This is a genomic window from Chelonobacter oris, assembly GCF_000772535.1.
Classification (GTDB): domain Bacteria; phylum Pseudomonadota; class Gammaproteobacteria; order Enterobacterales; family Pasteurellaceae; genus Chelonobacter; species Chelonobacter oris.
Genome location: NZ_JSUM01000019.1, coordinates 1 through 26625, shown reverse-complemented (window position 1 = coordinate 26625; position 26625 = coordinate 1). Strand labels below are relative to the sequence as shown.

General features: G+C 45.5%; 22 protein-coding genes and 4 tRNA genes. 24 read left to right on the top strand and 2 right to left on the bottom strand.

Features of this window, described 5'->3' with window-relative positions:
- Positions 1 to 8: 8 nt before the first annotated feature.
- The 9 genes from znuA to OA57_RS11230 all read left to right on the top strand — a co-directional run bounded on the left by znuA (position 9) and on the right by OA57_RS11230 (position 10611).
- Positions 9 to 1007, top strand: a complete 999-nt coding sequence (gene znuA / locus OA57_RS11270) for a zinc ABC transporter substrate-binding protein ZnuA (protein ID WP_052122484.1) — start codon at positions 9 to 11, stop codon at positions 1005 to 1007.
- A 105-nt stretch (positions 1008 to 1112) separates the two neighbouring features.
- On the top strand, positions 1113 to 3074 hold the full coding sequence (locus OA57_RS11265) for a transglycosylase SLT domain-containing protein (RefSeq protein ID WP_052122483.1): 1962 nt from the start codon (positions 1113 to 1115) through the stop codon (positions 3072 to 3074).
- Positions 3075 to 3110: 36 nt separating this feature from the next.
- Entirely contained in the window at positions 3111 to 3392 is a 282-nt protein-coding gene (gene trpR / locus OA57_RS12780; RefSeq protein WP_034617915.1) for a trp operon repressor, read from the top strand.
- Between the two features lie 12 nt (positions 3393 to 3404).
- Entirely contained in the window at positions 3405 to 4133 is a 729-nt protein-coding gene (gene mtgA, locus OA57_RS11255; protein ID WP_161788352.1) for a monofunctional biosynthetic peptidoglycan transglycosylase, read from the top strand.
- Between the two features lie 91 nt (positions 4134 to 4224).
- Positions 4225 to 6168, top strand: coding sequence for an LTA synthase family protein (locus OA57_RS11250; protein WP_034617909.1), 1944 nt, complete (start codon positions 4225 to 4227; stop codon positions 6166 to 6168).
- 81 nt (positions 6169 to 6249) lie between these two features.
- A complete protein-coding gene (locus tag OA57_RS11245; protein WP_034617905.1) occupies positions 6250 to 8214 on the top strand; it encodes a DNA topoisomerase III in 1965 nt (654 codons plus the stop codon).
- A 157-nt stretch (positions 8215 to 8371) separates the two neighbouring features.
- The gene (secG, locus tag OA57_RS11240; protein ID WP_034617902.1) at positions 8372 to 8722 is read left to right on the top strand and encodes a preprotein translocase subunit SecG; all 351 of its coding nucleotides are present in this window, start codon (positions 8372 to 8374) and stop codon (positions 8720 to 8722) included.
- Between the two features lie 10 nt (positions 8723 to 8732).
- Positions 8733 to 8818 (top strand) — tRNA-Leu (locus OA57_RS11235).
- A 380-nt stretch (positions 8819 to 9198) separates the two neighbouring features.
- Complete coding sequence (locus OA57_RS11230) at positions 9199 to 10611, top strand: family 1 glycosylhydrolase (protein ID WP_034617899.1); 1413 nt, start codon at positions 9199 to 9201, stop codon at positions 10609 to 10611.
- Between the two features lie 21 nt (positions 10612 to 10632).
- Here the strand turns inward: OA57_RS11230 and OA57_RS11225 are convergent, their stop codons facing one another.
- Complete coding sequence (locus OA57_RS11225) at positions 10633 to 11508, bottom strand: MurR/RpiR family transcriptional regulator (RefSeq protein WP_034617895.1); 876 nt, start codon at positions 11506 to 11508, stop codon at positions 10633 to 10635.
- Positions 11509 to 11573: 65 nt separating this feature from the next.
- On the opposite strand from OA57_RS11225, the gene OA57_RS11220 reads away from it, so the two are divergent.
- Positions 11574 to 12965, top strand: coding sequence for a PTS transporter subunit EIIC (locus OA57_RS11220; protein ID WP_034617892.1), 1392 nt, complete (start codon positions 11574 to 11576; stop codon positions 12963 to 12965).
- Between the two features lie 67 nt (positions 12966 to 13032).
- Here OA57_RS11220 and hemL read toward each other — a convergent pair whose 3' ends face one another.
- Positions 13033 to 14325 (bottom strand): glutamate-1-semialdehyde 2,1-aminomutase, encoded by a 1293-nt coding sequence (hemL, locus tag OA57_RS11215; RefSeq protein ID WP_034617888.1) that lies wholly within the window; start codon positions 14323 to 14325, stop codon positions 13033 to 13035.
- Positions 14326 to 14546: 221 nt separating this feature from the next.
- Here hemL and wecA point away from each other — a divergent pair, with 221 nt between their 5' ends.
- The 14 genes from wecA (at position 14547) to OA57_RS11145 (ending at position 26479) form a co-directional block, all read left to right on the top strand.
- Positions 14547 to 15617, top strand: coding sequence for a UDP-N-acetylglucosamine--undecaprenyl-phosphate N-acetylglucosaminephosphotransferase (wecA, locus tag OA57_RS11210; protein ID WP_034617885.1), 1071 nt, complete (start codon positions 14547 to 14549; stop codon positions 15615 to 15617).
- Positions 15618 to 15651: 34 nt separating this feature from the next.
- Positions 15652 to 16605 carry a Wzz/FepE/Etk N-terminal domain-containing protein gene (locus OA57_RS11205; RefSeq protein ID WP_034617882.1) on the top strand — a complete coding sequence of 318 codons (954 nt, stop codon included), beginning with the start codon at positions 15652 to 15654 and terminating at the stop codon, positions 16603 to 16605.
- Positions 16592 to 17728, top strand: coding sequence for a non-hydrolyzing UDP-N-acetylglucosamine 2-epimerase (gene wecB, locus OA57_RS11200; protein WP_034617879.1), 1137 nt, complete (start codon positions 16592 to 16594; stop codon positions 17726 to 17728). Before OA57_RS11205 ends, wecB begins: the two co-directional genes overlap by 14 nt.
- A 33-nt stretch (positions 17729 to 17761) precedes the next feature.
- Complete coding sequence (gene wecC / locus OA57_RS11195; RefSeq protein ID WP_407637107.1) at positions 17762 to 19051, top strand: UDP-N-acetyl-D-mannosamine dehydrogenase; 1290 nt, start codon at positions 17762 to 17764, stop codon at positions 19049 to 19051.
- Complete coding sequence (rffC, locus tag OA57_RS11190) at positions 19044 to 19775, top strand: dTDP-4-amino-4,6-dideoxy-D-galactose acyltransferase (protein ID WP_034617876.1); 732 nt, start codon at positions 19044 to 19046, stop codon at positions 19773 to 19775. Before wecC ends, rffC begins: the two co-directional genes overlap by 8 nt.
- Positions 19776 to 19807: 32 nt before the next feature.
- Complete coding sequence (rffA, locus tag OA57_RS11185; RefSeq protein ID WP_200883628.1) at positions 19808 to 20947, top strand: dTDP-4-amino-4,6-dideoxygalactose transaminase; 1140 nt, start codon at positions 19808 to 19810, stop codon at positions 20945 to 20947.
- A 22-nt stretch (positions 20948 to 20969) separates the two neighbouring features.
- Positions 20970 to 22244, top strand: coding sequence for a lipid III flippase WzxE (gene wzxE, locus OA57_RS11180; RefSeq protein ID WP_034617871.1), 1275 nt, complete (start codon positions 20970 to 20972; stop codon positions 22242 to 22244).
- Positions 22244 to 23305 (top strand): TDP-N-acetylfucosamine:lipid II N-acetylfucosaminyltransferase, encoded by a 1062-nt coding sequence (locus OA57_RS11175; RefSeq protein ID WP_034617868.1) that lies wholly within the window; start codon positions 22244 to 22246, stop codon positions 23303 to 23305. Before wzxE ends, OA57_RS11175 begins: the two co-directional genes overlap by 1 nt.
- A 3-nt stretch (positions 23306 to 23308) precedes the next feature.
- Positions 23309 to 24691 carry an ECA oligosaccharide polymerase gene (gene wzyE, locus OA57_RS11170; RefSeq protein WP_235424672.1) on the top strand — a complete coding sequence of 461 codons (1383 nt, stop codon included), beginning with the start codon at positions 23309 to 23311 and terminating at the stop codon, positions 24689 to 24691.
- Positions 24688 to 25419 (top strand): lipopolysaccharide N-acetylmannosaminouronosyltransferase, encoded by a 732-nt coding sequence (gene wecG / locus OA57_RS11165; protein WP_034617865.1) that lies wholly within the window; start codon positions 24688 to 24690, stop codon positions 25417 to 25419. Before wzyE ends, wecG begins: the two co-directional genes overlap by 4 nt.
- A gap of 139 nt (positions 25420 to 25558) precedes the next feature.
- Positions 25559 to 25635: transfer RNA gene (locus OA57_RS11160), tRNA-Arg, on the top strand.
- Between the two features lie 40 nt (positions 25636 to 25675).
- Positions 25676 to 25751 (top strand) — tRNA-His (locus OA57_RS11155).
- Positions 25752 to 25789: 38 nt separating this feature from the next.
- Positions 25790 to 25866 (top strand) — tRNA-Pro (locus OA57_RS11150).
- A gap of 187 nt (positions 25867 to 26053) precedes the next feature.
- Entirely contained in the window at positions 26054 to 26479 is a 426-nt protein-coding gene (locus OA57_RS11145) for a DoxX family protein (RefSeq protein ID WP_034617862.1), read from the top strand.
- Positions 26480 to 26625 lie beyond the last annotated feature (146 nt).

Here is a 26625-nt window from a genome sequence, read left to right as displayed (position 1 = left end):
GAAAAAGCATGAAAATAATAAATAAACCATTGGCAGGCGTGCTCCTCTCAACCATTGCCTACACTGCCCAGGCAGATATTGTGACGACAGTAAAACCGCTTGGTTTTATTGCGGCAGCGGTTGCAGACGGTGTAACGCCCACTCAAGTTTTATTGCCTACCGGCGCGTCTCCGCATGATTACAATATGCGCCCGTCGGATTTACAACGGTTGCAACAAGCGGAACTGGTGGTCTGGATCGGTCAGGATATGGAAACATTTCTGAGTAAAAGTATCGGTCGGCTAAAGGCGGAAAATGTCTTGCAAATCGACAAAATGGGCAGTATTCAGCAATTTTTGGGCGAAGCACTACATGTTCATGCGGATGACCACGATCATGACCATGACCACGACCATCATCACGACCATGATCATGACGGCCCGCCGGGATTCGAAGATGATCACGACCATGACCATGACCATGACCATGACCATGACCATGGCGGTATGACAACCGATTGGCATGTTTGGTTTTCCAGCGATATCAGTGAAAAAATTGCAGAACAGCTTGCAAAGCAGTTAAAAAATCATTATCCGGCCAAAACGGATTTGATTGAGGCTAATCTGTCGGCCTTTAAACAAGGTGTCGCCGGCAAAAAACAACAACTGAAAACACAATTGGAACCGATACAACAACGGGGCTACTATGTTTTCCACGACGCTTACGGCTATTTTGAACGTCAGTACGGTCTCAAACATTTAGGTGCGTTTACGATTAATCCGGCAGTGGCGCCGGGCGCAAAAACGTTGAATGAGATTAAAGCCGATATTGCGGCGAATAATGCAAAATGCCTGTTTGCGGAACCGCAGTTTACCCCCCGCCTATTGGAAACCCTGCATAAAAATACCGGGGTTAAACTGGGCGTATTGGATCCGATGGGAGAACAGATCGCTATCGGCAAAACCGCCTATATTGATTACTTACAGTCGTTGGCGGACAGCTTTTCCCAGTGTTTAGCGAAAAAATAATTTAAACTTTTTGTTTTATTAAACGGTCTAACACCTTGTAGTCTTGCAAGGTGTTTTTTTATAGGTGTCTTGAAATGTTGGGAAAATGATTTTCGGAGAGCGGATATGCGACAGAAAAAAAGCGTGGCGTTGGCAACGCTGTGCGGTTTATGGACAAGTCTTTCACTTCATGCCGACGTTTTGCCACTAGAACGGCAGCGTGAGATTTATCGGAAAGCCGAAGCGTTGTTGCCGTTATCGGGCGAAAAAAATAATTTTACTGTGGTGGATCAATTGATTGACCGTTTGGACGGTTATGTACTGCTGCCTTATTTGCAGTATCAGCGGCTGGTGAGTGATAAAGAAAATTTATCGGCGGACAAAATTCGGCAATTTGCACAGCACTATCCGGCGCTGGCAATAAGCAACAATCTTGACCGCACTTTATACCAAACTTTGCAGCAGCGTGCGGACTGGCAGGGCATTTTACAACTTAGCCAAACGCCGCCGAGCGATTTGATTTCGCGTTGCGTTTATTTTTCTGCCCAAGCCGAATCGCAAGGCGATAAAACCGCACTTTGGCAAGCGGTCGACAAAATTTGGCTAAACGGCAGCTCTTTACCATCGGCCTGTGATGATATTTTTACCCGTTGGCAACATGCAGGACGGTTGAGTGACGATTTGCTCAAACAACGTGCGGTATTGGCGTTTGAAAAAGGCAGTGACGGGCTGTTGCGCCATTTGCGTAATCAAAGTCACGATATTGTGATGAGCAACTGGCTGGAAAGTTTGCTGGAATTGCGCAATAACCCGCAAAGCCTCAGCCTGTTTGTACAAACTGCCGCGCTTAATCCGCAGAATGCCGATATTGTGCGCTTAACGTTTGCCCGTTATCTTCGATCGTTAACCGAACAGCAGTTTGCCGTGCCGGATCCTTTTGCAGAATATCAAGCATGGGGTTTACGTTTCGGCTTGGATCAAGCGGCATTGAACGAATGGCGCGCGGCGTTGATCAGCAAACTGTTCGATTCGGAGAATCCGTCGATTCGCCAATGGCGCGATCAACAGCTGCGTCTTTTGAAACAGGATAATTTGACCGAGCGCCGAATCCGTTTGGCGATTTTGGCACAAAGCGATTTAAGCGAGTGGTTGGCATTGTTGTCCGACACGGGAAAAGCGCAACAGGAATGGCGTTTTTGGCAAGCATTTAATGATAATAAGCAAGGCAGAAAAATACAGGAACAGCAGCAGTGGCAGCGTTTGGCACAGGAACGGGGCTTTTATCCGATGCTGGCGGCTGAGCAGCTGAATTCGGCATACAAACCGCACTTTGCCCGTTTGGCGCAGGCGGAAGCCGATGCGCAGCTGCAACCATTACGGCAAAATCTGGCGCAAATCGAAGAATTTTTAGCAATCGATCAATTTGCCCAAGCGAAACAAGCGTGGCAGGCATTATTGGCACAAGCCGACAGCAAGCAACAGATTGCGTTGGCGGATTATGCCAATCAAAAACAGTGGTATGCCTTCGGCGTTCAGGCTACTATTCAGGCAAAAGCCTGGACCTATCTGGCGCAGCGTTTGCCGTTAGCCTATCCATTGTGGTTTGAAATCAACCTGAAAGACAAATGGGTGCCAAACAGTTTTGCCATGGCAATCGCCCGTCAGGAAAGTGCATGGGATGTGAATGCGCAATCACATGCCGATGCCCGTGGCTTAATGCAGTTATTGCCGGCAACGGCAAAAGCGACCGCCGAGAAATTCCGCTTGCCTTACCGTCATGAGCGTCAGCTGTTTGATGCGTTTGACAATATTATGTTGGGTACGCAGCATTTACAGGAACTGGCGGATCGTTTCGGCGAAAACCGCATTTTTATCGCCGCCGCTTACAATGCAGGCAGTAGTCGGGTTGAGCGTTGGTCGGCACGTGCCGGCGGACGGTTGAGTATGGCGGAATTTATTGCCACGATTCCGTTTTATGAAACCCGCGGTTATGTGCAAAATGTGCTGACATTCGATTATTATTACCGCATGTTGTCGAATCAGCCGCTAATAAAATTCGCCAAAAGCGAAACCGATCGCTTATACTAGTGCAACAGTGCGATCAATCAATCACAGGTGGGCGAAATGTCGAATATCAAACAACAGCAATGGCATGATTTTGTCGAACTCGTGCGGCGTGCCTTTGCCGAGGGGCGTGAAGAAGAGCTGCTGACGTTGTTGCTGACTTCCGATGAACGGGATGCGGTCGGTTTACGGGTGAAAATTGTCGATGCGCTGCTGGAAAAAACGCTTTCACAGCGTGAGATACAGCAAAAGCTGAATACCAGCGCCGCCACCATCACCCGCGGCTCGAATATGCTGAAAACCATGTCTGTTGATTTTGTGCAGTGGTTGCAGCAGCGTTAAGTGATGAAACGAATGAAAAAGTGCGGTTTGTGGCATCAATTGCGCACCAAACCTCGCAAAACGGTTTGTAAATGGGCAATGCGCTTTTTGTTGGCGCTGTTGGCGTTGACCGCACTTTTACGATTTGTGCCGGTTCCGTTTTCGGCATATATGCTGCAACAGCAAGCGGCTCACTGGTTTAGTGGGGATTTTTCGTATGAGTGGCAATACGACTGGGTCAATCTGGATAAGATCAGCTGGCAAATGCAGATAGCGGCGATTGCTGCCGAAGATCAGCGCTTTACTCAGCATTTCGGGCTGGATTTTGATGCGATTCAATCCGCACTTGAAGATAATGCGGAATCGGCTCGAACTCGCGGCGGTTCGACGATTTCGCAACAAACCGCCAAAAACCTTTATTTGTGGCACGGGCAAAGTTGGCTGCGAAAAGGGATTGAAGTGCCGACCACACTGTTGCTGGAAGTGGTATGGGATAAAAGGCGGATTTTGGAAGTCTATCTGAATATTGCCGAATTCGGCGACGGCATTTTTGGTGTGGAAGCTGCTGCCCGTCACTATTTCAACAAATCCGCCGCACAGTTAAACCTCAATGAAGCGGCGCTGTTGGCCGCCGTATTGCCAAACCCGATTCGCTATAAGGTTAACCGACCGTCGGCGACCGTTCTGCGTAAACAACAATGGATCTTGCGTCAAATTAATGCATTGGGCGGTAAAGGATTTTTACAAAAACACGTCTCGTAAATCATTTTAAAATCACAGAAAACGACAGAACTTTTTTTGAAACCGATGCTCTAAGCTGCATCCGTACTTTAATTATAATAAAGGCAGTTAAATGTCTACGCTAAAAAAATTTTTGGGTTCGTTATACCCATTGGTTGTTTTTGTTTTTGTTAATCTGTTTGTACTCTCCGGCAGCCGAATCCTGTTGGCATGGTGGCAGCATGAACGGGTCAGTGCCGTTGACGGTTGGGCGGAATTGCTGTTGCAGGGCGTGCGTATCGATATTGTGTCGCTCTGTTGGCTGTTCGGGCTGTTTGCGCTGTTGAGCGTATTGTTGGTATCCGATAACACACTGGGTAAAGCGTATCTGTTAGTGTTGCGAGTGGTCTTAACCGTCGGCAGCATGTTTATTCTGTTTATGGAACTGTCCACGCCGGATTTTATTGCAACTTATGATTTTCGCCCGAACAGACTGTTTGTGGAATATCTCCTCAATCCGAAAGAAGTGTTCAGTATGCTGGCAAACGGGCATCTTTTGTCGTTGGTAGCGGTGCCGGTGGCGGCGATTCTAGCAAGCTGGCTGTTTTGGCGACTGGCGGGCAACGTTACCCGAAATTTGACACCGTTCCGCTGGCGTTATCGCCCGTTTATTGCATTATTGGTGGCGGCGCTAGTGTTTATTGGTGCTCGTTCCAGCTTACAACATCGCGGAATTAACCCGTCGATGGTGGCATTTTCTTCCGATGCGCTGGTCAATTCGCTGGTGCTGAATTCCGGTTATTCGGTGTTGTATGCCGTTCAACAGTTCAAAGATGAAGACAACTCCTCTGAAATCTACGGCAAAATGCCGTTTGATGAAGTGCTGCAAACCCTGAAAAACCTGCGTGGACGGGCGGAAAGCGACTACATTAATCCTGAGATTCCGACTTTAACCTATAATCGGGCAAGTTATCAGGGCAAACCGAAAAATATCGTGATTATCCTACAGGAAAGTCAGGGCGCACAATTTATCGGCACATTGGGCGGCAAACCGCTTTCACCGCACTTTGATCAATTGGCGAAACAAGGTTGGCTGTTTGAAAATTTATATGCGACCGGCACTCGCTCAGTACGCGGGATTGAAGCGGTTACCGCCGGATTTACGCCGACACCGGCAAGAGCGGCGGTGAAACTGTCCGGCAGTCAAAACGGCTTTTTCACCATTGCCGAATTGCTGAAACGGCAGGGATATCACACCTCGTTTATTTACGGCGGTGAGAAGCATTTCGACAATATGGCGAGCTTCTTCTACGGCAACGGCTTTCAGACCATCGTCGATCAGGCGGATTATCAAGATCCGAAATTCGTTGCCACTTGGGGTATGAGTGACGAAGATTTATTTGATAAAGCAAATCAGAAATTCAGCGAATGGGAAAAGCGCGGTCAGCCGTTCTTCAGCTTAGTATTTACCTCAAGCAATCACGATCCGTTTGAATTTCCCGACAATAAAATCGACTTGTACGAACAACCGAAACAGACCCGCAACAACACCGCCAAATATGCCGATTACGCACTGGGCTATTTCTTTGACTTGGCAAAAAAATCCGATTATTGGAAAGATACGGTATTTTTGGTGGTTGCCGACCACGATTCGCGCGCAGCCGGCGCGTCGTTAGTGCCGATTCGGAATTTCCATATTCCGGGGCTGATTTTAGGCGAAGGGATCGAAGCCAGACGTGATAATCGACTCATCAGCCAGATCGACTTACCGACGACATTATTGTCACTGGCCGGCGTGAGCGGCGAATATCCGATGTGGGGTTATGATTTGACCCGGAGCGAGAATCCGAATCGGGCATTAATGCAGTTTGATAAAAATTTGGCGTATATGCGTGGTGATGAAGTCACGATTCTACAGCCGAATATTGAAGCCAAAAGTTTCCGTTATCATGCCGACAGCCACGAGCTGACGGCAACGGATCTCAACCGCCGCATGGCAAAAGAAGCGTTGGCATACGCCTTATGGGGCAGCAACAGCTATAAAAACCGCTTGTATAAATTGCCGGAACAAAAATAGGCGTGACCAAAGTTGTCAGTGCCTTCTAAAGTGCGGTAAGATTTACCTTTTACCGCACTTTTGTTGTTAAGAGCGTTTATTATGCGACTGTTTATTGCCGAAAAACCCAGCCTCGGGCGGGCCATTGCCGACGTGCTGCCGAAACCTCACCAACGGGGCGACGGTTTTATCAAGTGCGGTCACGACGATTATGTCACTTGGTGTATCGGGCATTTGCTGGAGCAGGCCGAACCGGATACGTATAATCCGAATTTTAAACAGTGGCGTTTGGAACATCTGCCGATCATTCCCGAACAATGGCAGCTGAATCCGAAAAAAAGCACGGCCAAACAGCTGAACGTGGTGTTGAATCTGATTAAACAGGCGGATCAACTGATTAACGCCGGCGACCCTGATCGGGAGGGGCAACTGCTGGTGGACGAAGTCTTCAACTACGCAGGCTTGCCGGAAGCCAAACGCAGCGCAATCCAACGCTGTTTGATCAGCGATCTGAACCCAAGTGCGGTTGAAAAAGCGATTGTAAAATTGCAATCCAACCGTGATTTCATTCCGTTGGCGACCTCGGCATTGGCACGCGCCAGGGCGGATTGGCTATATGGGATCAACATGACCCGAGCTTACACTTTGCGCGGACAACAAGCCGGTTACAAGGGCGTACTGTCGGTCGGACGGGTGCAAACGCCGGTATTGGGGCTGATTGTGCGGCGTGATCTGGAAATCGAAAATTTTCAACCGAAAGATTTTTATGAAGTCCAAGCCTATATCCGCACCAACGACCAGCCGCCGCAAAGTTTTACCGCACTTTGGCAGCCGAGTAAGGCGTGCGAGGATTATCAGGATGAAAACGGACGGATTTTATCGCAGCCGCTGGCCGAAAATGTCGTTAAACGCATCACCGGACAACCGGCAACCGTAACGCAATACAGCGACACTCAGGAAAAAGAAACCGCACCGTTGCCGTATTCATTGTCGGCGCTACAAATCGATGCCGGCAAACGTTACGGATTATCGGCACAGCAGGTGCTGGATACCTGTCAGCGCTTATACGAAGTGCATAAATTGATTACCTATCCCCGCTCCGATTGTCGCTATTTGCCGGAAGAACATTTTGCAGGACGAAGTGCGGTTTTCACCGCCATTTCGGCACACAGCCCGAATTATCAATCTTTGCCGGAGGTTGTGAATCCCGAACAGCGCAATCGTTGCTGGAATGATAAAAAAGTGGAAGCGCATCATGCGATTATTCCGACCGCTAACAAGCGGCAAGTGGCGCTGTCACAAACCGAACAGCAGATTTATGCATTGATAGCCCGTCAGTATTTAATGCAGTTTTGCCCCGATGCGGAATACCGCAAGACAAAAATTACACTGGAGATTGCGGGCGGGCAGTTTTTGGCGCAGGCGCGCGGATTACAAACCGCAGGCTGGAAGCAATTACTCGGCAAAGAAGATCAGGACGAAAACCAGCAGCCGCCGTTGCCGAAGGTAAAAAAAGGTGAAGTGTTGTGGTGTGAAAAAGGCGAGATCATCAGCAAGAAAACTCAGCCGCCGAAACCGTTTAGCGATGCAAGCCTGCTTGCCGCGATGACCGGTATCGCCCGTTTTGTGCAGGACAAAGAGTTGAAAAAAATTTTGCGGGAAACCGACGGATTAGGCACGGAAGCAACACGGGCGGGCATTATCGAACTGCTGTTTAAACGCGCTTTCATCGTTAAAAAAGGGCGTAACATTATCAGCACCGAAGCCGGACGTATTCTGATTCAGGCACTGCCCGAAAGTGCGACCTTGCCCGACATGACTGCACATTGGGAATCCCAACTGGACGCTATCAGTCGAAAACAGACAAGTTATCAACAATTTATGCAGCAACTGCTAACACATTTGCCGGACATGCTTCATCAGTACAGTTTTCAGGCACTACGTTTGTTGAGTCGGGTACAAGTCCCGAATCATCAACGGGCAACATATCAAAAACGCACCCATTCAAAAAAACGGGTAGCGGACAAGACATCAAGTGCGGTTAGCAATCATAAAAAGATTGATTGAAATTAAGGCATTCAATACACATTTCGGAAAATAAACTTGCACAGTTTTCAGGCTTTCGCTACTATGCGCAGTCTAAAACGATTATTTCTGCTTTGCCGTGTCATTAGGCGAAGTAATAAAAACGCAGATAACATCACAAGAGTCAAGTGTAAAAATTATGTATGAAATTTTAATTATTGCTTATATCGTTGTCTCGGTCGCATTGATCGGCTTCGTGCTGTTGCAACAGGGGAAAGGGGCTGACATGGGGGCATCTTTCGGTTCGGGCGCATCAGGTACGATTTTCGGTGCTGCCGGCTCCGCCAATTTTCTATCGCGTACGACTGCAATTCTGGCTCTTCTATTTTTCATCATCGCCTTGGTTATCGGCAATATCAATACCCACCGCCAAGCGCCACAGGGGACATTTGATGATTTGACTATTGAAGCTCAGAAACTGGAACAGCAAAATACGGCGCCTGCGCCAGAGGTTCCTGCAAGTCAGCCGAACAGCGACATACCTCAATAAATTTAAAATCGCTCTGGTGGTGGAATTGGTAGACACGCTATCTTGAGGGGGTAGTGTCCATAGGATGTGCGGGTTCAAATCCCGCCCAGAGCACCAAAAATAAAAAGATCGCAATTTTGCGGTCTTTTTTTATGCCTGTTTTTTTACATTTTAAATAGCCCTATTTTTAAAGCTGCACTTTTCAGATTAATGTCATAAAAAAAGTTTATAGAGTATTTGAATCTTGTCGGGCTTATCATCAACAGCGTGAAAAATCATCTTTCCAGTTCTTCTGCCTTCTTACATTGTTTTGTTCGGAAATTATATAAAATCTTAGGTGTCTTTTAAGCAAATTTGCAACTTAATTTGCAGAAATTTGGCCGAAAATATAAAAATAGTGAAGTCAGCTTTCAATATTCCATTCGTCTCTTGAAGATAATGAGAAATTACTTAATATTTTTTACAACTATTCATGATGACTTATAGGAAGGGGTAAAATGAAAAAATTTATTGAGGGATTTCCTGATGATTTTCTCTGGGGGGGCGCTATTGCAGCAAATCAAGCAGAAGGGGCATATAATCTTGATGGAAAAGGTTTGGACATTTCCAATGGTTTTCCGAATGGAATTAAGCATGAATATGATTCGGTAATTGACCCGCAAAAGTTTTACCCTACTCATGAAGCAATTGATTTTTATCATCGTTATAAAGAAGATTTGGCATTAATGGAAGAAATGAATTTTAATGTATTTCGTACTTCAATTAATTGGTCAAGAATTTATCCCGACGGCGATGATATTAAACCTAATAAGGCCGGTTTGCAGTATTATCGTGATTTATTTGATGAAATGTTAAAACGAGGTATGCAGCCTGTTGTGACTTTAAGTCATTACGAAACACCGATTAATTTAGTTGATAAATATGGAAGTTGGAGAAACCGAAAATTAATTGATTTCTTTTTAAAATATTGTGAAACGGTATTTACGGCTTTTAAGGATCAGGTTAAATACTGGTTGACCTTTAACGAGATTAATAATATGCGTCGTATGCCGGGAGCTGCCGGTGGTATTTTTTTCAAAGAAGGGGAAAATCAGCAACAAATAGTTTATCAGGCAAGTCATCATATGTTTATTGCTCATAGCTTAGCAATAAAACTGTGTCGGGAGTTATGTCCCGGAGCCAAGATAGGCTGTATGTTATCGCTCAGTAATGTATATCCGCACACTTGTGATCCAAATGATGTATTTGAAACAATGGTATTGAGACGTCGCTCTTTATTCTATGGTGATGTTATGATCCGTGGAGAATACCCTACCTATACAGCACGCATTTGGAAAGAGGCAGGTATAAAAATAGAAATGGTTTGTGGTGATGAAGAGATCATCAAAGCCTATACTTCAGATTTCTTGGCTTTTAGTTATTACCGCACTTCGACTCATGAATTTGGTCAGCCGTTCCAAGGGGATACGGGAGGCGACCAAGGAACACCGAATCCTTATTTAGATACCACACCTTGGGGCTGGCAGATTGATCCTGTCGGATTACGCTATACCTTAAATGAACTTTATGATCGTTATCAATTACCGCTATTTATCGTAGAAAACGGCTTAGGTCAAATAGATACGCCTGATGAAAACGGTTTTATCAATGATGATTATCGTATTAATTATATTCGTGAGCATATTTTAGCCATGAAAAATGCGATTCAAGATGGCGTTGAGTTAATAGGCTACACTTATTGGGGACCAATTGATATTGTCAGTGCCGGAACCGGTCAGATGAGTAAACGTTACGGTTTTATTTATGTAAATAGAGATAACTATGGCAGTGGGAATTTAGAGCGGCGTAAAAAAGCTTCTTTTGAGTGGTACGGTAAAGTCATCCGCTCAAATGGTAATAACTTGGAATGATGATGTTATTTATTTGCGTTTTTATTTTATGTGATTATAAAAATAAGTTCTTTCCGCTTTATGTTTTGAAAAACGGGTGAGATTATTCAAGTTTTTTTCGTAATTTAAAGAAAATATTAATCCATAAAGACAATCTAGAGTGAATAACATTGAAGTACGGGAAGAGAAAGAACCCATTTTATAACGACTTTCTGTATTGGATATACGTAACGTTGCTATGGCAAGACGATCATAAGGCCAAGCATTCGGATTTGCAGTAAGTAATATAAACGGTGTTTTTTTACTGGCAAGTTCATCCATATTGTAATTAGTTTGCAGGCTATTACAGTAATGTGAAATAACTAATGCGACTTCTCGAATTGCTTGATCGGAATTAGTTGCACTGGCTTCTTGAAAGCCGGCAAGTGATTCAAGTTGGGATAATTTTCCAATACGTAATAATTTATAGTGAAAGTCTTCAGCAATGATAAGGGATTCTCCACGTGCGTAAATACGGACAATATCTGCATTTGCAAGTAGTTTGGCGGCTTTATCCAATTGATTGAAGTCAAAATTACGATAGGTTTCTTCCAATGCTTGATGAGATAAATTAAAGAATTTTTTAGCAATATTCTCTCTGCTGTCTTTGGGGGAAAGCGGAATATCAACGGAAATTTGTTCGCTGTTTTGTGCAAAAGAGGTTAGTTCTGAAGCCAACTGAATTTTAAATTCAGAAAACCCTTTGAAACCCAGCTTTTTACAAAACCGGATAATCGAAGCTTCAGAAGTGTAGCACTTTTGGCTTAGTTCTTCTAAAGAAAGGCTTAATGTCAGTTTGGGATAAGACTGAATAAATTTAATTAATAATTGTTCTGATCTGGTCCATTTTTTATTACTGATGAGTTGATTACTAAGCATTTGGTTTCCAATGAAAAATTAATTTAACATAAACACTTTAGGTTTAACCTAATAAAGAGGCCACGATGAATTATAAACAAGTTGCAGAAGAATTGATTGCATTATCAGGCGGTTCAGAAAATATTACGACTTATATGCATTGCGCTACTCGACTGCGATTTTATACTAAAGATAAAAATAAAATTCAGCAAGCAAAAATCAAAGCGGTTAAAGGCGTATTAGGTTTGGTTTTTGTTGGGGAAGAATTACAAATTGTTCTTGGTAAAAATGTGAATCCGGTATATGAAGAAGCTTCACGCCTGATTGAAATTTCACATTCAAAGCAGTCGGATGTGATTGCAACAAGGTCTGAACAGTTGGCTAAACCTAAACAGAAACGGACTGTCAAGGGTATTTTTACCAATGTAATTGGTTTTATCTCTGCGGTCGTTACCCCGATGATTCCGGGGCTGGTTGCCGGCGGTATGTTGAAAGTTTTTTTATTATTATTCAGGCTTGCAATACCCAGCTTCGGTGAGACACAGGTGTATTCCTTATTAGGTTTACTTTCTGATGTGCCATTCTTTTTTATGCCGGTTTTTGTCGCCTATGGCGCAGCGAAAAAACTGGGTGCAACACCGATTTTTTCAATGGTCGTGGCGGCAACACTGGTTTATCCGAATTTTACAGAATTTCTAAAATCGAATGAAAATATTGAAATTATGCAGATTCCTGTCATGGTAGTCAAATATAGCGGTTCATTGCTTCCTGCGTTATTAATCGGTTTGTGTGCTTATTATGTTGAGAAATTCATGACGAAAATCTTGCCGGGTATTGTTCGTCCGATTTTACTTGGTATAAGTACAATGGTGATTACTTATATTCTAGGGATTACGATTTTAGGACCATTCGGTGATTTTATCGGGTCTTATATGGTCAATATTTTCCTCTGGTCATCAGAAAATCTAGGGACTTTATCCGTTGGGTTATTATCGGCTTGTATGCCTTGGTTGGTCATGACGGGAATGCATCATGCAGTTACACCGTTTATGGTACAGGCTATTGCGAATCCGGGTTATGATATGCTGTTTCGCCCGGCTTATTTATTACACAATATGGCAGAAGGCGGAGCATGTCTCGGTGTGGCGTTACGAACTAAAAACAAAGCATTACGGACAGAATCTTTGAGTCTGGCCGTCGGTTGTATTGTGGCCGGCGTCACTGAGCCGGCAATTTATGGAATAAATTTGCCGCTGAGAAATCCTATGTTTGGTGTGATGGCAGGGGCGGCTTCAGGTGGCGTTGTCGCCGGTTTATTCGGCGCAACGGCTTATGTATACGGTTATTCAACCATACTGGCTATTCCGATTTTCCAACATACTGTTATGGCAATAATTGCAGCAATTATCACGGCCATTATAGTCGCGATGATGATAACCGCTATTCTTGGTTTTGATGAGAAAAATTTGAATCACTAAACTAAAAATACGGGTTAAACAGATGAAGATTATTTTCATCTGTTTAATGTATATATATGAAAATGATTTATGAGATACGATTAAACTCGGCAAAACAGGTTTCGGCGGCATCCAGCGTTTTCTCAATATCCGCTTCACTGTGCGCTAACGACATAAAACCGGCTTCGAAAGCCGAAGGGGCGAGATAAACGCCTTTTTTCAGCATAGCGTGGAAGAACTGTTTGAAACGTTCGCCGTCACATGCCATAACCTGCTGATAGCTACTGACTTCGGCTTGTTCGGTAAAATAAATACCGAACATAGCCCCGACGTAATTCACAATTAACGGAATGTTGTGGCGAGCGGCGCGTTGTTTTAACCCTTCAGCCAACCGCTTGGTCAATTGTGCCAGTTTTTGTTCGTTACCGCACTTTGACAGTTCGGTCAAGCAGGCTAAACCGGCCGCCATGGCAATCGGATTGCCGGATAGCGTTCCGGCCTGATAGACAGGCCCTAATGGCGCCAGATGCTGCATAATCGATTTTTTGCCGCCGAAAGCGCCGACCGGCATACCGCCGCCGATTACTTTGCCAAGACAGGTCAAGTCCGGTGTGACTTGATAATGTGCTTGTGCTCCGCCGAGGGCAACGCGGAAGCCGGTCATGACTTCATCAATAATTAACAGTGCGCCGTATTGATCACAAAGGGTGCGCAGTTCCTGCAAGAAACCCGCTTTCGGCGGAACGCAATTCATGTTGCCGGCAACGGGTTCGATGATAATACAGGCGATGTCTTGCGGGTATTGTTCAAAAACCTGTTTGACCGAATCCGGATCGTTATATTGGCAAACCAGTGTGTGTTTGGTGAAATCCGCCGGTACACCGGGCGAGCTTGGCTGACCTAAGGTTAATGCGCCGGAACCGGCCTTGACCAGCAAGGCATCGGCATGGCCGTGGTAGCAGCCTTCGAATTTAATGATTTTGTCACGCTTGGTGTAGCCGCGAGCCAGACGGATTGCCGACATGGTAGCTTCCGTACCGGAGCTGACCATGCGTACCATCTCGATTGAAGGCATTAATTTGCATACTAATTGTGCCAATTCGATTTCAAGTGCGGTCGGCGCGCCGAAACTCAAGCCTTTTTGCGCGGTTTCAATCACGGCATTGCGGATAGCGGGGTGATTATGGCCTAAAATCATTGGCCCCCATGAGCCGACATAATCGATATATTGCTTACCGTCGCTGTCATAAATATAAGCGCCGTCGGCTCTTTCAATAAATAACGGTGTGCCGCCGACACCTTTAAAGGCGCGCACCGGCGAGTTGACGCCGCCGGGAATAATATCCTGTGCTTGTTGAAAGAGTTGTTCTGAATGATTCATCGGCATATTCCTGTTTCAGTGATTTGTTTTAGCCGGATATTGTACCCGAAATTGATCTTTTTTACGCAGAAATAAAAAAAGATTATCAGTTGATTTTATCTTTATGTTATTCTTGCCCAATTCAAAACACAGACAACCCGACATTTGACAGGGGTGTTTTTTCCTCAAGAATGGTTATAACCATGAGTGTGGATCTTAATTCAGGAAAATGAAGTTTTTATATGTGGCTATCATTATTACTGCCTTTTATCGTTTCACTTAGCGCACTTATTTTCATCCGTCCTTTGGCGCAGAAAGTCGGGCTGGTTGACAAACCCAATTACCGTAAACGTCATCAGGGCGCGATTCCGCTAATCGGCGGGATTGCACTGTTTCTCGGCAATCTCAGTTTTTATTTATTACAATGGAATGAGATGCGCTTTCCTTATCTCTATCTGTTTTGTGTCAGTGTACTGTTGATTGTCGGCGTATTCGATGATCGCTTCGACCTCAGTCCGTTTTTGCGTGCGATTATCCAAATTATTTTGGCCGGTATGATGATTCATTATGCGCATTTGGAACTGGCCTCGCTCGGGCAAATTATCGGCCCGTTCCAATTGCAGTTGGGCTCGTTGTCTTTTGTGGTGACGGTGTTGATTACGCTGGCGGTGATTAATGCCTTCAATATGATTGACGGGATTGACGGTTTGTTGGGCGGATTATCCGGCGTTACTTTCGGCGCAGTGGCATTGCTGATGTTGCTGGACGGGCAGATTAATCTGGCGGTTTGGTGTCTTGCACTGATTTTTGTGATTTTACCTTATGCACTGTTTAATCTAAGCGTATTCGGCATAAGCAACAAAGTTTTTATGGGAGACTCCGGCAGTACATTGATCGGTTTTACCGTAATTTGGATTCTTTTGCTCAGTACGCAAGGCAGCGGGCATCCGATTAATCCGGTGACCGCACTTTGGGTGATCGCCATTCCGCTTATCGATATGGTCGCCGTGATTTTCCGCCGTTTGCGCAAGGGCAAAAGTCCGTTTCGACCGGATAGGCTGCATCTGCATCATTTATTAATGCGCGCCGGTCTAAGCTCACGTCAAGCACTGTTTTTAATTACCTTTGTTGCGGCGCTGTTTGCCGGATTCGGTATTCTGGGTGAAATTTACTACATTGACGAATGGATCATGTTCGGATTATTTATTCTGCTGTTTTTCGTCTACTATTATTCGATTACACGCGCTTGGCGGGTAACCCGTTTTATTAAACGGATGCGCCGTCGCACGTTACGTTATAAAAAAAGTGTGTAATCGCATGGCATTATCATAAAAAAGGAATTTTTTTATGTCGGAAACCTTACAAAAATCGGTGCGGCAACCGCACTTTCACACGGTAGAACAATTGGATTTACTGGCGTTTGTCAAAATTCTGCTGCGCAGCAGCTGGCTGATTCTGTTGCTGATGATCATCGCCGGGGGGCTGGCTTATGTCGTCAGTTCACTTGTGATCAAACCGGCATGGCGGGCGGAGGCGTATATTGAAGCGCCGAAAGAGAATGAATTGGGTAATTATTACGCATTGTATACTATGTACCAATTGCTTGAGGCGAAACCGCTTTCGGCACAATTGTCGGACGAGGCGGGAAAGACATTGCCGCAGGCTATCTATCAGCAATTCACACAACGAGCCAAATCCTATGATGTGTTGAAAGCATTTTGGGCGGACAGCGATTATTACAAGCAAATGATGAACGGCGATAAAAATCATGACGAAGCGTTGTTAGAGCGGCTGATTTCAAGTATTACGCTGACAGAAGGCAATGCCCGCAATAACAGCAATGATAAAGTCGAATTGACGCTGGATAATCCCAAACAGGCGGCCGAATTGCTGACGGCATTTATGACATATGCCAATATCAGCGCACGTCAGGCTGAATATGCGACCTTGATTGCCAAATGGAAGAATTTATTTGATCGGATCACGTTGGCGGCAAATCATCATTTGGGGCAAGATCAGCAAGGGCAATTGGTTTCGCCGGCGGTGTGGCAAAGTAAACTGGCCATGATGACTTCGGTGCAACCGTTGGATAACCAATTTCAGGCATTTCATTATTTGAAAACACCGGTACAGCCGCAGGCGCCGTACAGCCCGAATTCTTTGTTGTGGACGTTAACGGCGGCATTTGCGGGCTTGCTGGCAGGCTGTGCTTTGGCGATTATCTTGGCATTGAGAAAATTTTCGCAAACACGAATGCCGCATTCTCAAACCAACGCGGAGAAATCACATGAGCAAATTTAAGATTCTGACGGTTTTCGGCACACGTCCGGAAGCGATAAAAATGGCGCCATTGGCGCAGGCTCTGGCGGGCGATCCGCAAATTGAAGCGAAGGTCTGCGTCACCGCTCAGCACCGAGAAATGCTGGATCAGGTGTTACACCTGTTCGGGCTGGTGCCGGATTATGATTTGAACATCATGAAGAGCGGGCAGGATCTGACTGATATCAGCGTTCGTATTTTGCAAGAGTTAAAAGCGGTATTGGCAACGTTTAAACCGGATTTGGTGCTGGTACACGGCGATACCACCACGACATTTGCCGCTGCGCTCGCCTGTTATTACCAACAGATTAAAGTTGCGCATGTCGAAGCCGGACTTCGCACCAGTAATATCTATTCGCCGTGGCCGGAGGAGGGGAACCGCTGTTTGACCGGGGCGATTGCCAGCTATCATTTTGCACCGACACGCAGTGCGCAACAAAATTTATTGGCAGAAAAGAAACCGAATGAAAATATTGTTGTCACAGGTAATACGGTGATTGATGCCTTATTGTGGGTGAAACAAAAACTGGCGGCGGATACCGCACTTGCGCAGATACTGGCGGAAGGTTATCCGTTTTTAGATCCGCAAAAGAAATTGTTGCTGGTGACCGGACACCGTCGTGAAAGTTTCGGCGCCGGTTTTGAACGGATTTGCGAAAGTCTGGCTACGTTGGCGAAAAATCATCGCGATCTTCAAATCGTCTATCCGGTCCATCTTAACCCGAATGTGCGTGAACCGGTGGAGCGCTGGTTGAGCAGTATCGATAATGTCTTTCTTATTGAACCGCAAGACTATTTGCCGTTCGTTTATTTGATGAATCGTGCTTATTTGATTCTCACCGATTCCGGCGGCATTCAGGAAGAAGCGCCCTCACTGGGTAAGCCGGTATTGGTCATGCGCGATACGACCGAGCGGCCGGAAGCGGTGGCAGCGGGAACGGTTCGTCTGGTCGGCACCGATCCGCAAAAAATCATTACGGAAGTCGAGCGCTTGTTGGCGGAGCCTGAACATTATCAGGCAATGGCAAAAGCGAATAATCCTTATGGCGACGGCAAAGCTTGTGAAAGAATCGTCAGCGCCATTAAACAATTTTTATCCGTATAACACGGGTTGTTTGTATCACAGCGGATAGTAAAAATGACAGAAAAAAATATGAATGCAGAATTTAATACCATCTCGGTCATCGGCTTGGGCTATATCGGCTTGCCGACGGCAACGGCATTTGCCAGCAGCGGCAAACGTGTTTTAGGCGTGGATTTAAACCGTTATGCGGTTGATACCATTAATCAGGGCAAGATTCATATTGTCGAGCCGGATTTGGATGTGGCGGTGAAAAGTGCGGTTGAGCGGGGATTGTTGACGGCGAGCACGAAGGTGCTGCCGGCGGACGCCTTTTTAATTGCCGTCCCGACACCGTTCAAAGATCATTATCAGCCGGATTTAAGTTATGTCGAATCCGCCTCGAAGAGCATTGCGCCGGTATTGCAAAAAGGCAATCTGGTGGTGTTGGAATCGACATCGCCTGTCGGTGCAACCGAGCAGGTGGAAGAGTGGCTGTCACAAATGCGACCGGATTTAACCTTTCCGTCGCAAGCCGGGGATAATGCCGATATCAAACTGGCATATTGCCCTGAGCGGGTGTTGCCGGGCAAAATCATGCAGGAGCTGTTTTCCAACGACCGGGTGATTGGCGGATTATCCCCAGCGTGTGCGGCACAGGCTTCCCGTCTGTATAAATTGTTTGTCGAAGGCGAATGTATCGTCACCAACGCCCGCACGGCGGAAATGTGTAAATTGACCGAAAACAGCTTCCGTGATGTGAATATTGCGTTTGCCAATGAACTCTCGTTGATCTGTGATCAGCTGAATATCAGCGTATGGGAATTGATTAAACTGGCGAACCGCCATCCGCGGGTGAATATTCTGCAACCCGGTGCCGGCGTCGGCGGACATTGTATCGCAGTTGATCCGTGGTTTATCGTGGCACAAAGCCCTGAACAGGCTCGCCTGATTCGCACGGCACGCGAAGTTAATGATTATAAACCGCACTGGGTAATCGAACAGGTGAAAAAAGCCCTTGCCGAGGCAGTGACGGCACGTCACTGCAAAGCATCGGAGGTTACGATTGCCTGTCTGGGGCTGGCGTTTAAACCGGACATTGACGATTTGCGTGAAAGTCCGGCAGTGGAAATTACGGCGGAATTGGCAGAATGGCACGCCGGGAAAACCTTGGCGGTCGAGCCGAATATTGACAAGCTGTCGGCTCAATTAGAACAGCAGAAAGTGACATTGGCGAGTCTGGAGCAAGCATTGGCAGATGCCGATATTCTCGTGTTGTTGGTTGACCATCAGCAGTTTAAAGCGATTGACGCTGCCGCAATCAAACAGCAATGGGTGATTGATACCCGAGGAATTTGGCGTGGCTGAAAATAGCTCGCTACCGCTTCATTTTTCGGTTGCGCGCAATGCTTGGGAAAGTGAATTTTTCGGCATGGAAATCGGCAAATTGCAATTTTTGAGTACAAGCCCGACCGCACTTATCGCCGAAGCGGAACAAAGTGCGGTTTTTGCTGACTTTGACTTATTGCAATGTAAATTAAGCGCCGATCAAATTGAACAAATCGGCACGTTGCAACAGCTCGGTTTCCGCTTTATCGAAGGAGAGCTGGATTTCTGTCTGCCGCTGTCAGCCACGATGCAGACCTTGCAACCGCTTGACGTGGCGGGCGAGGCGGATATTGCCGAATTGGAAAGGATTTTCGGCGATGCTTTTGGCGTGAGCCGTTTTCGCCAACCGTGGTTCAGTGTAGAACAAAATCAAGCGTTTTACCGCACTTGGATTCGCAAAGCGGTCTTGGGGCAATTTGACCATGTCTGTTTGGTGAGCAGAGACATAAACGGCGGCATACGAGGCGCAGTCAGCTTACGCAAATTGGATGCGGACAATGCCAGAATCGGGTTACTGGCTGTGACGAAGCAGGCCAGAGGGCAGGGCGTTGCCGGGCAATTATTGCAAAGTGCGGTCAACCGGAGCCTACAACAACGGCATAAACAACTTTGGATTGCAACACAAAGCGGCAATTCGGCTGCAATCAATTTGTACCAAAAGCAGGGACGAATTGCACAGATTTCTTATTGGTTTTATCGTTAAGGTAACGATAACCGATTTTGTATTAGGGGATAATGATGATTCCATTCAATAAACCGCCGGTTGTCGGCACTGAACAACAGCAGATTGCCCACGCATTAAACAGCGGAAAACTCAGTGGTGACGGCCCGTTTACCCGACTGGCCGAACAGTGGCAGCAACAGCGTTTCGCCGCCAAAAAAGTATTGCTGACCCCGTCTTGTACCGCATCACTGGAGATGGCGGCATTGCTGATTGATATTCAACCCGGCGATGAAGTGATTATGCCGAGTTACACTTTTGTTTCTACCGCCAATGCGTTTGTGCTGCGTGGCGCAAAGATTGTATTCGTTGATGTGCGCCCCGAGACGATGAATTTGGACGAAAGTAAAATCGAAGCGGCGATCACACCCAAAACCAAAGCGATTGTGCCGGTGCACTATGCCGGGGTGGCGTGTGAAATGGACACGATTATGGCACTGGCGGAAAAATATAGGCTGTGGGTGATCGAAGATGCGGCACAAGGCGTGATGGCGAATTATAAAGGCAAAGCGTTGGGTACAATCGGACATATCGGCTGTTACAGTTTCCACGAAACCAAAAATTATACCGCCGGTGGTGAGGGCGGCGCGACCCTGATCAATGATGAAAAATTGATCGAGCGGGCGGAAATTATTCGCGAAAAAGGCACTAACCGCAGTCAGTTTTTTCGTGGGCAAGTGGATAAGTATACTTGGCGCGATATGGGATCCAGTTTCTTGATGTCTGATTTGCAAGCGGCTTATCTGTATGCACAATTGGAAGCGGCGGATGACATCAACCGTCGCCGTTTAGCGATTTGGGAACATTATTATCAAGCATTTCAACCGTTTGCCGGTAGTCGGATTGAGCTGCCGTATATCCCGTCGGCGTGTCGACATAATGCGCATATGTTTTATCTGAAATTGAAAGATGTCGCCGACCGCACTTCGTTTATTGATGCACTCAAAGCGGAAGAGATATTAAGTGTTTTCCACTATGTGCCGCTGCATTCCAGCCCGGCAGGGGAACAATTCGGGCGTTTTAACGGTGTTGATCAGTTCACCACGCAAGAGAGCGAGCGTTTGGTTCGTTTGCCGCTGTTCTATAACATGACTGATGACGAAGTAGTGAAGGTTATTGCAGTTGCCGCCCGTTATCTACAGCAGGCGCTATAGGCATGGATTGCTTATCCGTTCTATGAAAAAGTCGCTTGGAAAAACCACAATCTGGACGGCAGCCTCGACATTGATCAAGATTTTGATCGGCTTGTTGGTCGTGAAATTGCTAGCGGTATCTTTCGGCACCGAAGGTGTCGGGCGAGCGGCCAATTACATGACTTTATTAACGGTGCTGGGCGTTTTTGCCGGCGCCGGTATTTTTAACGGTGTTACCAAATATGTCGCTGAATATGAAGATCAATTACCGCACTTGAAAGCGGTTTTGGGGACATCTTCGACGATTATTTTACTGTTTTCCGCCTTACTCGGCATTTTGATGTTGTCGTTTGCCGGTTTGATTGCCGATTTTTTATTTGCCGAACAAGGCTATCAGCATGTCATTCGGCTGTTGGCGGTGATCCAATTCGGCATTGCTTTCAGTAACTATTTTTTAGCGATCTTGCGTGGTCAGCGCAATGCTAAAGGCAACGCCGTCAGTATTATTATCGGATCTCTGTTAGGCATCATCGGCTTTTTAGCCGGTTTATACGGCTTTGGTTATCACGGCGCCTTAGTCGGTTTGGCCATTGTGCCGGCAGTGGCGGTTTTCCCCGCCTGTTTGATATTAAAAAAAACGAAATCGACTTTTTCGCTAGCCTTACTTAAACCGCACTTTGAGTCGGCTCAGGCACGAAAGTTACTTAAATTTTCAGGCATGGTATTGGCTACTGCGATCACATTGCCCGTCGCCTATATCGTGATGCGTGATCGCTTAATGGCGTTTTACAGCGTGCATGATGTCGGTTTATGGCAAGGGGTAAGCAAAATTTCCGATGCTTATCTGCAATTTATCACCGCCGCATTTTCAGTTTATTTGTTGCCGACCTTTGCTAAACTGACACAGCACGAGGCGATCAAACGGGAAGTTTGGAAAGCCTTAAAATTCGTGCTGCCGGTGGTGCTGTCGGTCAGCCTTGCGATTTATGTCTTGCGGGAATTGGTGATTCGGATTTTGTTCTCGGAACAATTTTTGCCGATGGAAAATTTGTTTGCGTGGCAGCTGTTAGGGGACGTATTCAAAGTATCCGCCTATATTTTCGGCTATCTGATTGTGGCTAAAGCGGCCTTGAGGCTGTATGTTTTGGCTGAAATCTGCCAATTTAGCCTGTTACTCGGATCGTCTTATTGGTTAATTCCGTTATACGGCGCACAAGGGGCGACACAGGCGTATCTGTTTACCTATATGATTTATTTTCTGTTATGTGTGATCGGTTTTTTGATCTATCAAAAACGGGCGGTTAATAAGGGAAGTTGATGAGAATCTGCCATATTTTGGGTTCGGATATTCCGCACCATAATCAAACCGTTATGGATTTTTTTCGCACACAATTGTGGGATCGCATTCCGGCGCAAGCCAGAGCCGGTTTTTATATTGTCGGTGCAGCCAAGGCAGATGATCCGCAGGAAGTGGTGCGTTTTCACACTAAAAAAGCGTTGGCGGATTTTCTATTGCAGGAAGTAAAACAGCGCAATGATACTTTTTACCTGCTGCACGGGCAGTTTAATGTGGCGATTTGGCTGGCGATTCTCTGCGGTAAATTGCCGTTGGATCGCATCGGTTGGCATATTTGGGGGGCGGATCTCTATGAAGATTCGGTTAAATGGCAATTTAAGCTGTTTTACCCGTTGCGTCGGCTGGCACAAAAAAGATTACGTCATGTTTTTGCAACAGTTGGTGATCTCAACCGTTTTAGCCGGTTAAATTCAACAGCGGAACAGACGGTGCTGTATTTCCCGGCCAAAATGGATCCGACATTACGCACGGAGAAGCAAAATGCGGTTTCTGATAAGCCGTTAACGATTTTATTGGGCAACTCGGGCGATCAATCCAACCGACATCTCGCAGCCTTGCAACAAATCAGACAGCAGTTGGGTGATAAAGTTAACATATTGATTCCAATGGGCTATCCGGAAAATAATCAACCTTATATTAAGCAGGTGAAAAATAAAGCTCGTGAGTTGTTTGATGAAAGTGCGGTGACGGTATTTGAAAACAAAATCGAATTTCAGACCTATTTAGCGATTTTGGCGCAATGCGATTTGGGGTATTTTATTTTTGCCCGTCAACAAGGTATCGGTACAATTTGTTTATTGACACAGTTTTCTATTCCGTTGGTATTGAATGCGGAAAACCCGTTTTGCCTCGATATGCGGCGGCAACAAATTCCGTTTATCGAGATGAATGAACTCGATCGTGAAAAAATTGCAACAAGTCAAGTGCGGTTAACACAATTGGATAAAACACAAATTGATTTTTTTGCACCGAATTTTGCCGACGGTTGGGTTCAGCTTTTGACCAAATGGGGACAGAAATAGCATATGATGCTCGGTTTGACACAATTAAGCGCGTTGGTGCTGCTTTATACATTCTCTGTTGTGCTGATCGGTTATTTGGCCTATCAGTCGTTCAAAAAAGTGCGGTTCTCTTTTCACCTATTGTTCACCTTAGTTTACCTGCTGACTTTTTATTTGGGGTTTCCGTTCAGCATGATCCTCGCATTCGGCTTCAATGTACAGGCACTGCCGTTTGAGATTTTGTTTATTACCCTGTTTTCGGCACTTGCTTTCTATGTGCTGTATTATGTCAGCTATCAAGTGCGGTTATTGCCCAAGCGGAGCAATTACAGAGAAACGTTCAAACCACTTTCATCTTGGCAAACGGCACGTCTTAAGTCCGCTTCCGAAGGCGTGATCAGCGCACTGATTTTATTGCTGGTCGCCTTGACGACCATTGCATTGTTTTTCAGCTTGAACGGATTTTTACTGTTTAAACTGGACAGTTACAGCCAAATTTTTTCCCAAAGTGTCAGTGGTACAGCGTTAAAACGTTTCTTTTATTTCTTTTTGCCGGGATTATTGATTCTCTATTTTTTAAAACCGAGTAAATTAAATTGGTGGCTGTTTTTGTTGTTTGGTGTCGGCTTCGGCGTATTGACCTATTTGCTGGTCGGCGGTACACGGGCGAATATTGCGCTGGCGGTAGCGATTTTCTTTTTTATCGGCATCAGCAAACAGTATATTTCGATCGTGACGCTCGGCATTGCAGGGGCGGCGGCGATCGTGGCGATGTTCGGTCTGGCACTGGCCCGTTATGGATTGGACGTTAGCGGCAGTGAAGCATTTTACACGTTTCTGTATTTAACGAGAGATACGTTTTCCCCTTGGGAAAATTTGGCGTTGCTGTTTTCGCATTACGATCAAATTGAATTTCAAGGGCTGGCGCCGATCATACGGGATTTTTACGTTTTCATTCCTAAAGCATTGTGGGAAGCTCGTCCGGATCTGGTTGTCAATGCCGCCAATTATTTCACGTGGGAAGTGCTGAATTATTATGCCGGATTGGCAATTTCCCCGACATTGCTCGGATCTTTCCTGATCATGGGTGGTATTCCGCTGATGATTCTAGGGGCATTAGCCTGCGGTTGGCTGATAAAAGGCATGGATTTTTTATACCAATATGGCAGAAATACGCTGAATCGAAGCCGTGGCGCAATAATTCAGGCATATTGTTTTGCCAATCTTTTTAATATTATCGTTTTGGTGCGGGAAGGCATGGATGCATTTGTTTCACGGTTTGTATTCTTCTCACTGATTTTTATCATGGCGATAGTGATAACAAAACTGATTGTAGCGGTAATGCGCCAAACCGGCAGTGTCCGATATAAGCACATTACGGCAACAACCGAAGGATTGAAAATATGAAAATTGAAAAAGTCAATATTCGCGGAATCTACATTTTAGCCGTGGAAGATCAGCGCGCATTTCTGGATTTTTTATTGAATGAAAATGGTATTCAGCAGGGTAAATTAATAGCGATTAATGCCGAAAAAATCATTACGGCTGAAAAACAGCCTGAAATCAGAGAATTGCTGTTAAATGCCGAATTTAAATATGCCGATGGAATGAGCATTGTAAAATCCATACATAAAAAATATCCGCAACACCGTAATTTGCAACGAGTGGCAGGGTGTGATCTTTGGTATGCCCTGATGGAAAAAGCCGGTACATTGCAGACATCGGTATTTTTGGTCGGCGGACACCCCGAGGTTTTGCAACAAACTAAGCAAAAATTACAATCGCAGTGGAACGTGAATCTGGTTGGATCGCAAGACGGCTATTTTAAAGCGGAGCAACAGGCAGCGCTCATTGAAAAAATCAAAACCAGCGGTGCAAAAATTGTTACGGTAGCAATGGGGTCGCCGAAGCAAGAGCGGTTTATGTCCGCATGTCAGCAAGTTTATCCCGAAGCGCTTTATATGGGCGTTGGCGGCACTTATGATGTTTTCATCGGCAGAGTAAAACGGGCGCCCCTGATTTGGCAAAAAGCCAATCTTGAGTGGCTGTATCGCCTGTTAAGCCAACCGACCCGTTGGCGCCGACAAGTGAACTTGTTGAAATACGCATATTATTATTTTATTAACAAATTGTGATCTTGCCAGCAAAATAAACAGAATTTTGGTAAATAGTAAACAATCTGCATATTTTAACAGCAAGCAATAAAAAAAATAAAAAAATCACTAGACAAGCTATCGAGAAACACTTAATATGCGCTCCGCAACGACGCGATGTGCGCTCGTAGCTCAGTTGGATAGAGCGTTGGCCTCCGGAGCCAAAGGTCTCAGGTTCGAATCCTGTCGAGCGCGCCATGCGTTCGCGTTTTGATTCAGCTAACGCTCGTTGACAATGGTGGCTATAGCTCAGTTGGTAGAGCCCCGGATTGTGATTCCGGTTGTCGTGGGTTCAAGTCCCATTAGCCACCCCAATTTTACTTCTGGTTAATAATTAACAAGAAGTTACCATCGGCGAGTAGCGCAGCTTGGTAGCGCAACTGGTTTGGGACCAGTGGGTCGTAGGTTCAAATCCTATCTCGCCGACCACTTTCTCTTTCAGCCATTTTTAACCCGATCTTTTACCCCTCCCCGTATAACTAAATTTCAATATTCATCCTATTTTTTCTTATAGATCAGTTGGTTATAAGTTATGACAATTAGTCGGTAGCTGAGAAAAATTGCCGATGCTAAAATCCTTGCTTTCTAATCCATACTAAAAAGATAAACTAAACAAATGATGAATAGATTATTAACAAAATTTAATCAAGCTGTTGATCATCCAGAATTGGCGAAATTCTTATTAAGAATCGGCTTTTCGGGCATGTTCTTACTGCATGGTGTACATAAAATTTTTGCGGGGACCGCCTTTATCCAGGGGAAATTTGTAGAGTTAGACTTACCCGGATTTTTTGCTTACGCCGCCTATATTGGGGAAGTGGTCGCGCCTATTTTAATTATTTTAGGTATTTTTACGCGTTTATCCGCTTTTATCGCAGTAGGAACTTCTCTTATTGTCATTTTGCTGATGCACAGTGGCGATTTTTTCACATTGAGTCGAGTAGGCGCTTGGTCGGTTGAGGGGATTGCGACTTTCCTATTTGGTTTTTTGGCAATTATGTTGTTAGGGTCAGGAAAATATGCGTTAAAGCCTAATTCGTGATCAATCGCAGTTATTGAAAGCGCCGAATACGGTGCTTTTTTGTGCTAAAATCTCAAAAAAGCCTAGGTTGATTGATTTTAAAGCACTTAAGAAAAAAATCACATTTTTTTATAAAAAGGGTATTGCAAATATTTCCTGAATGTCTA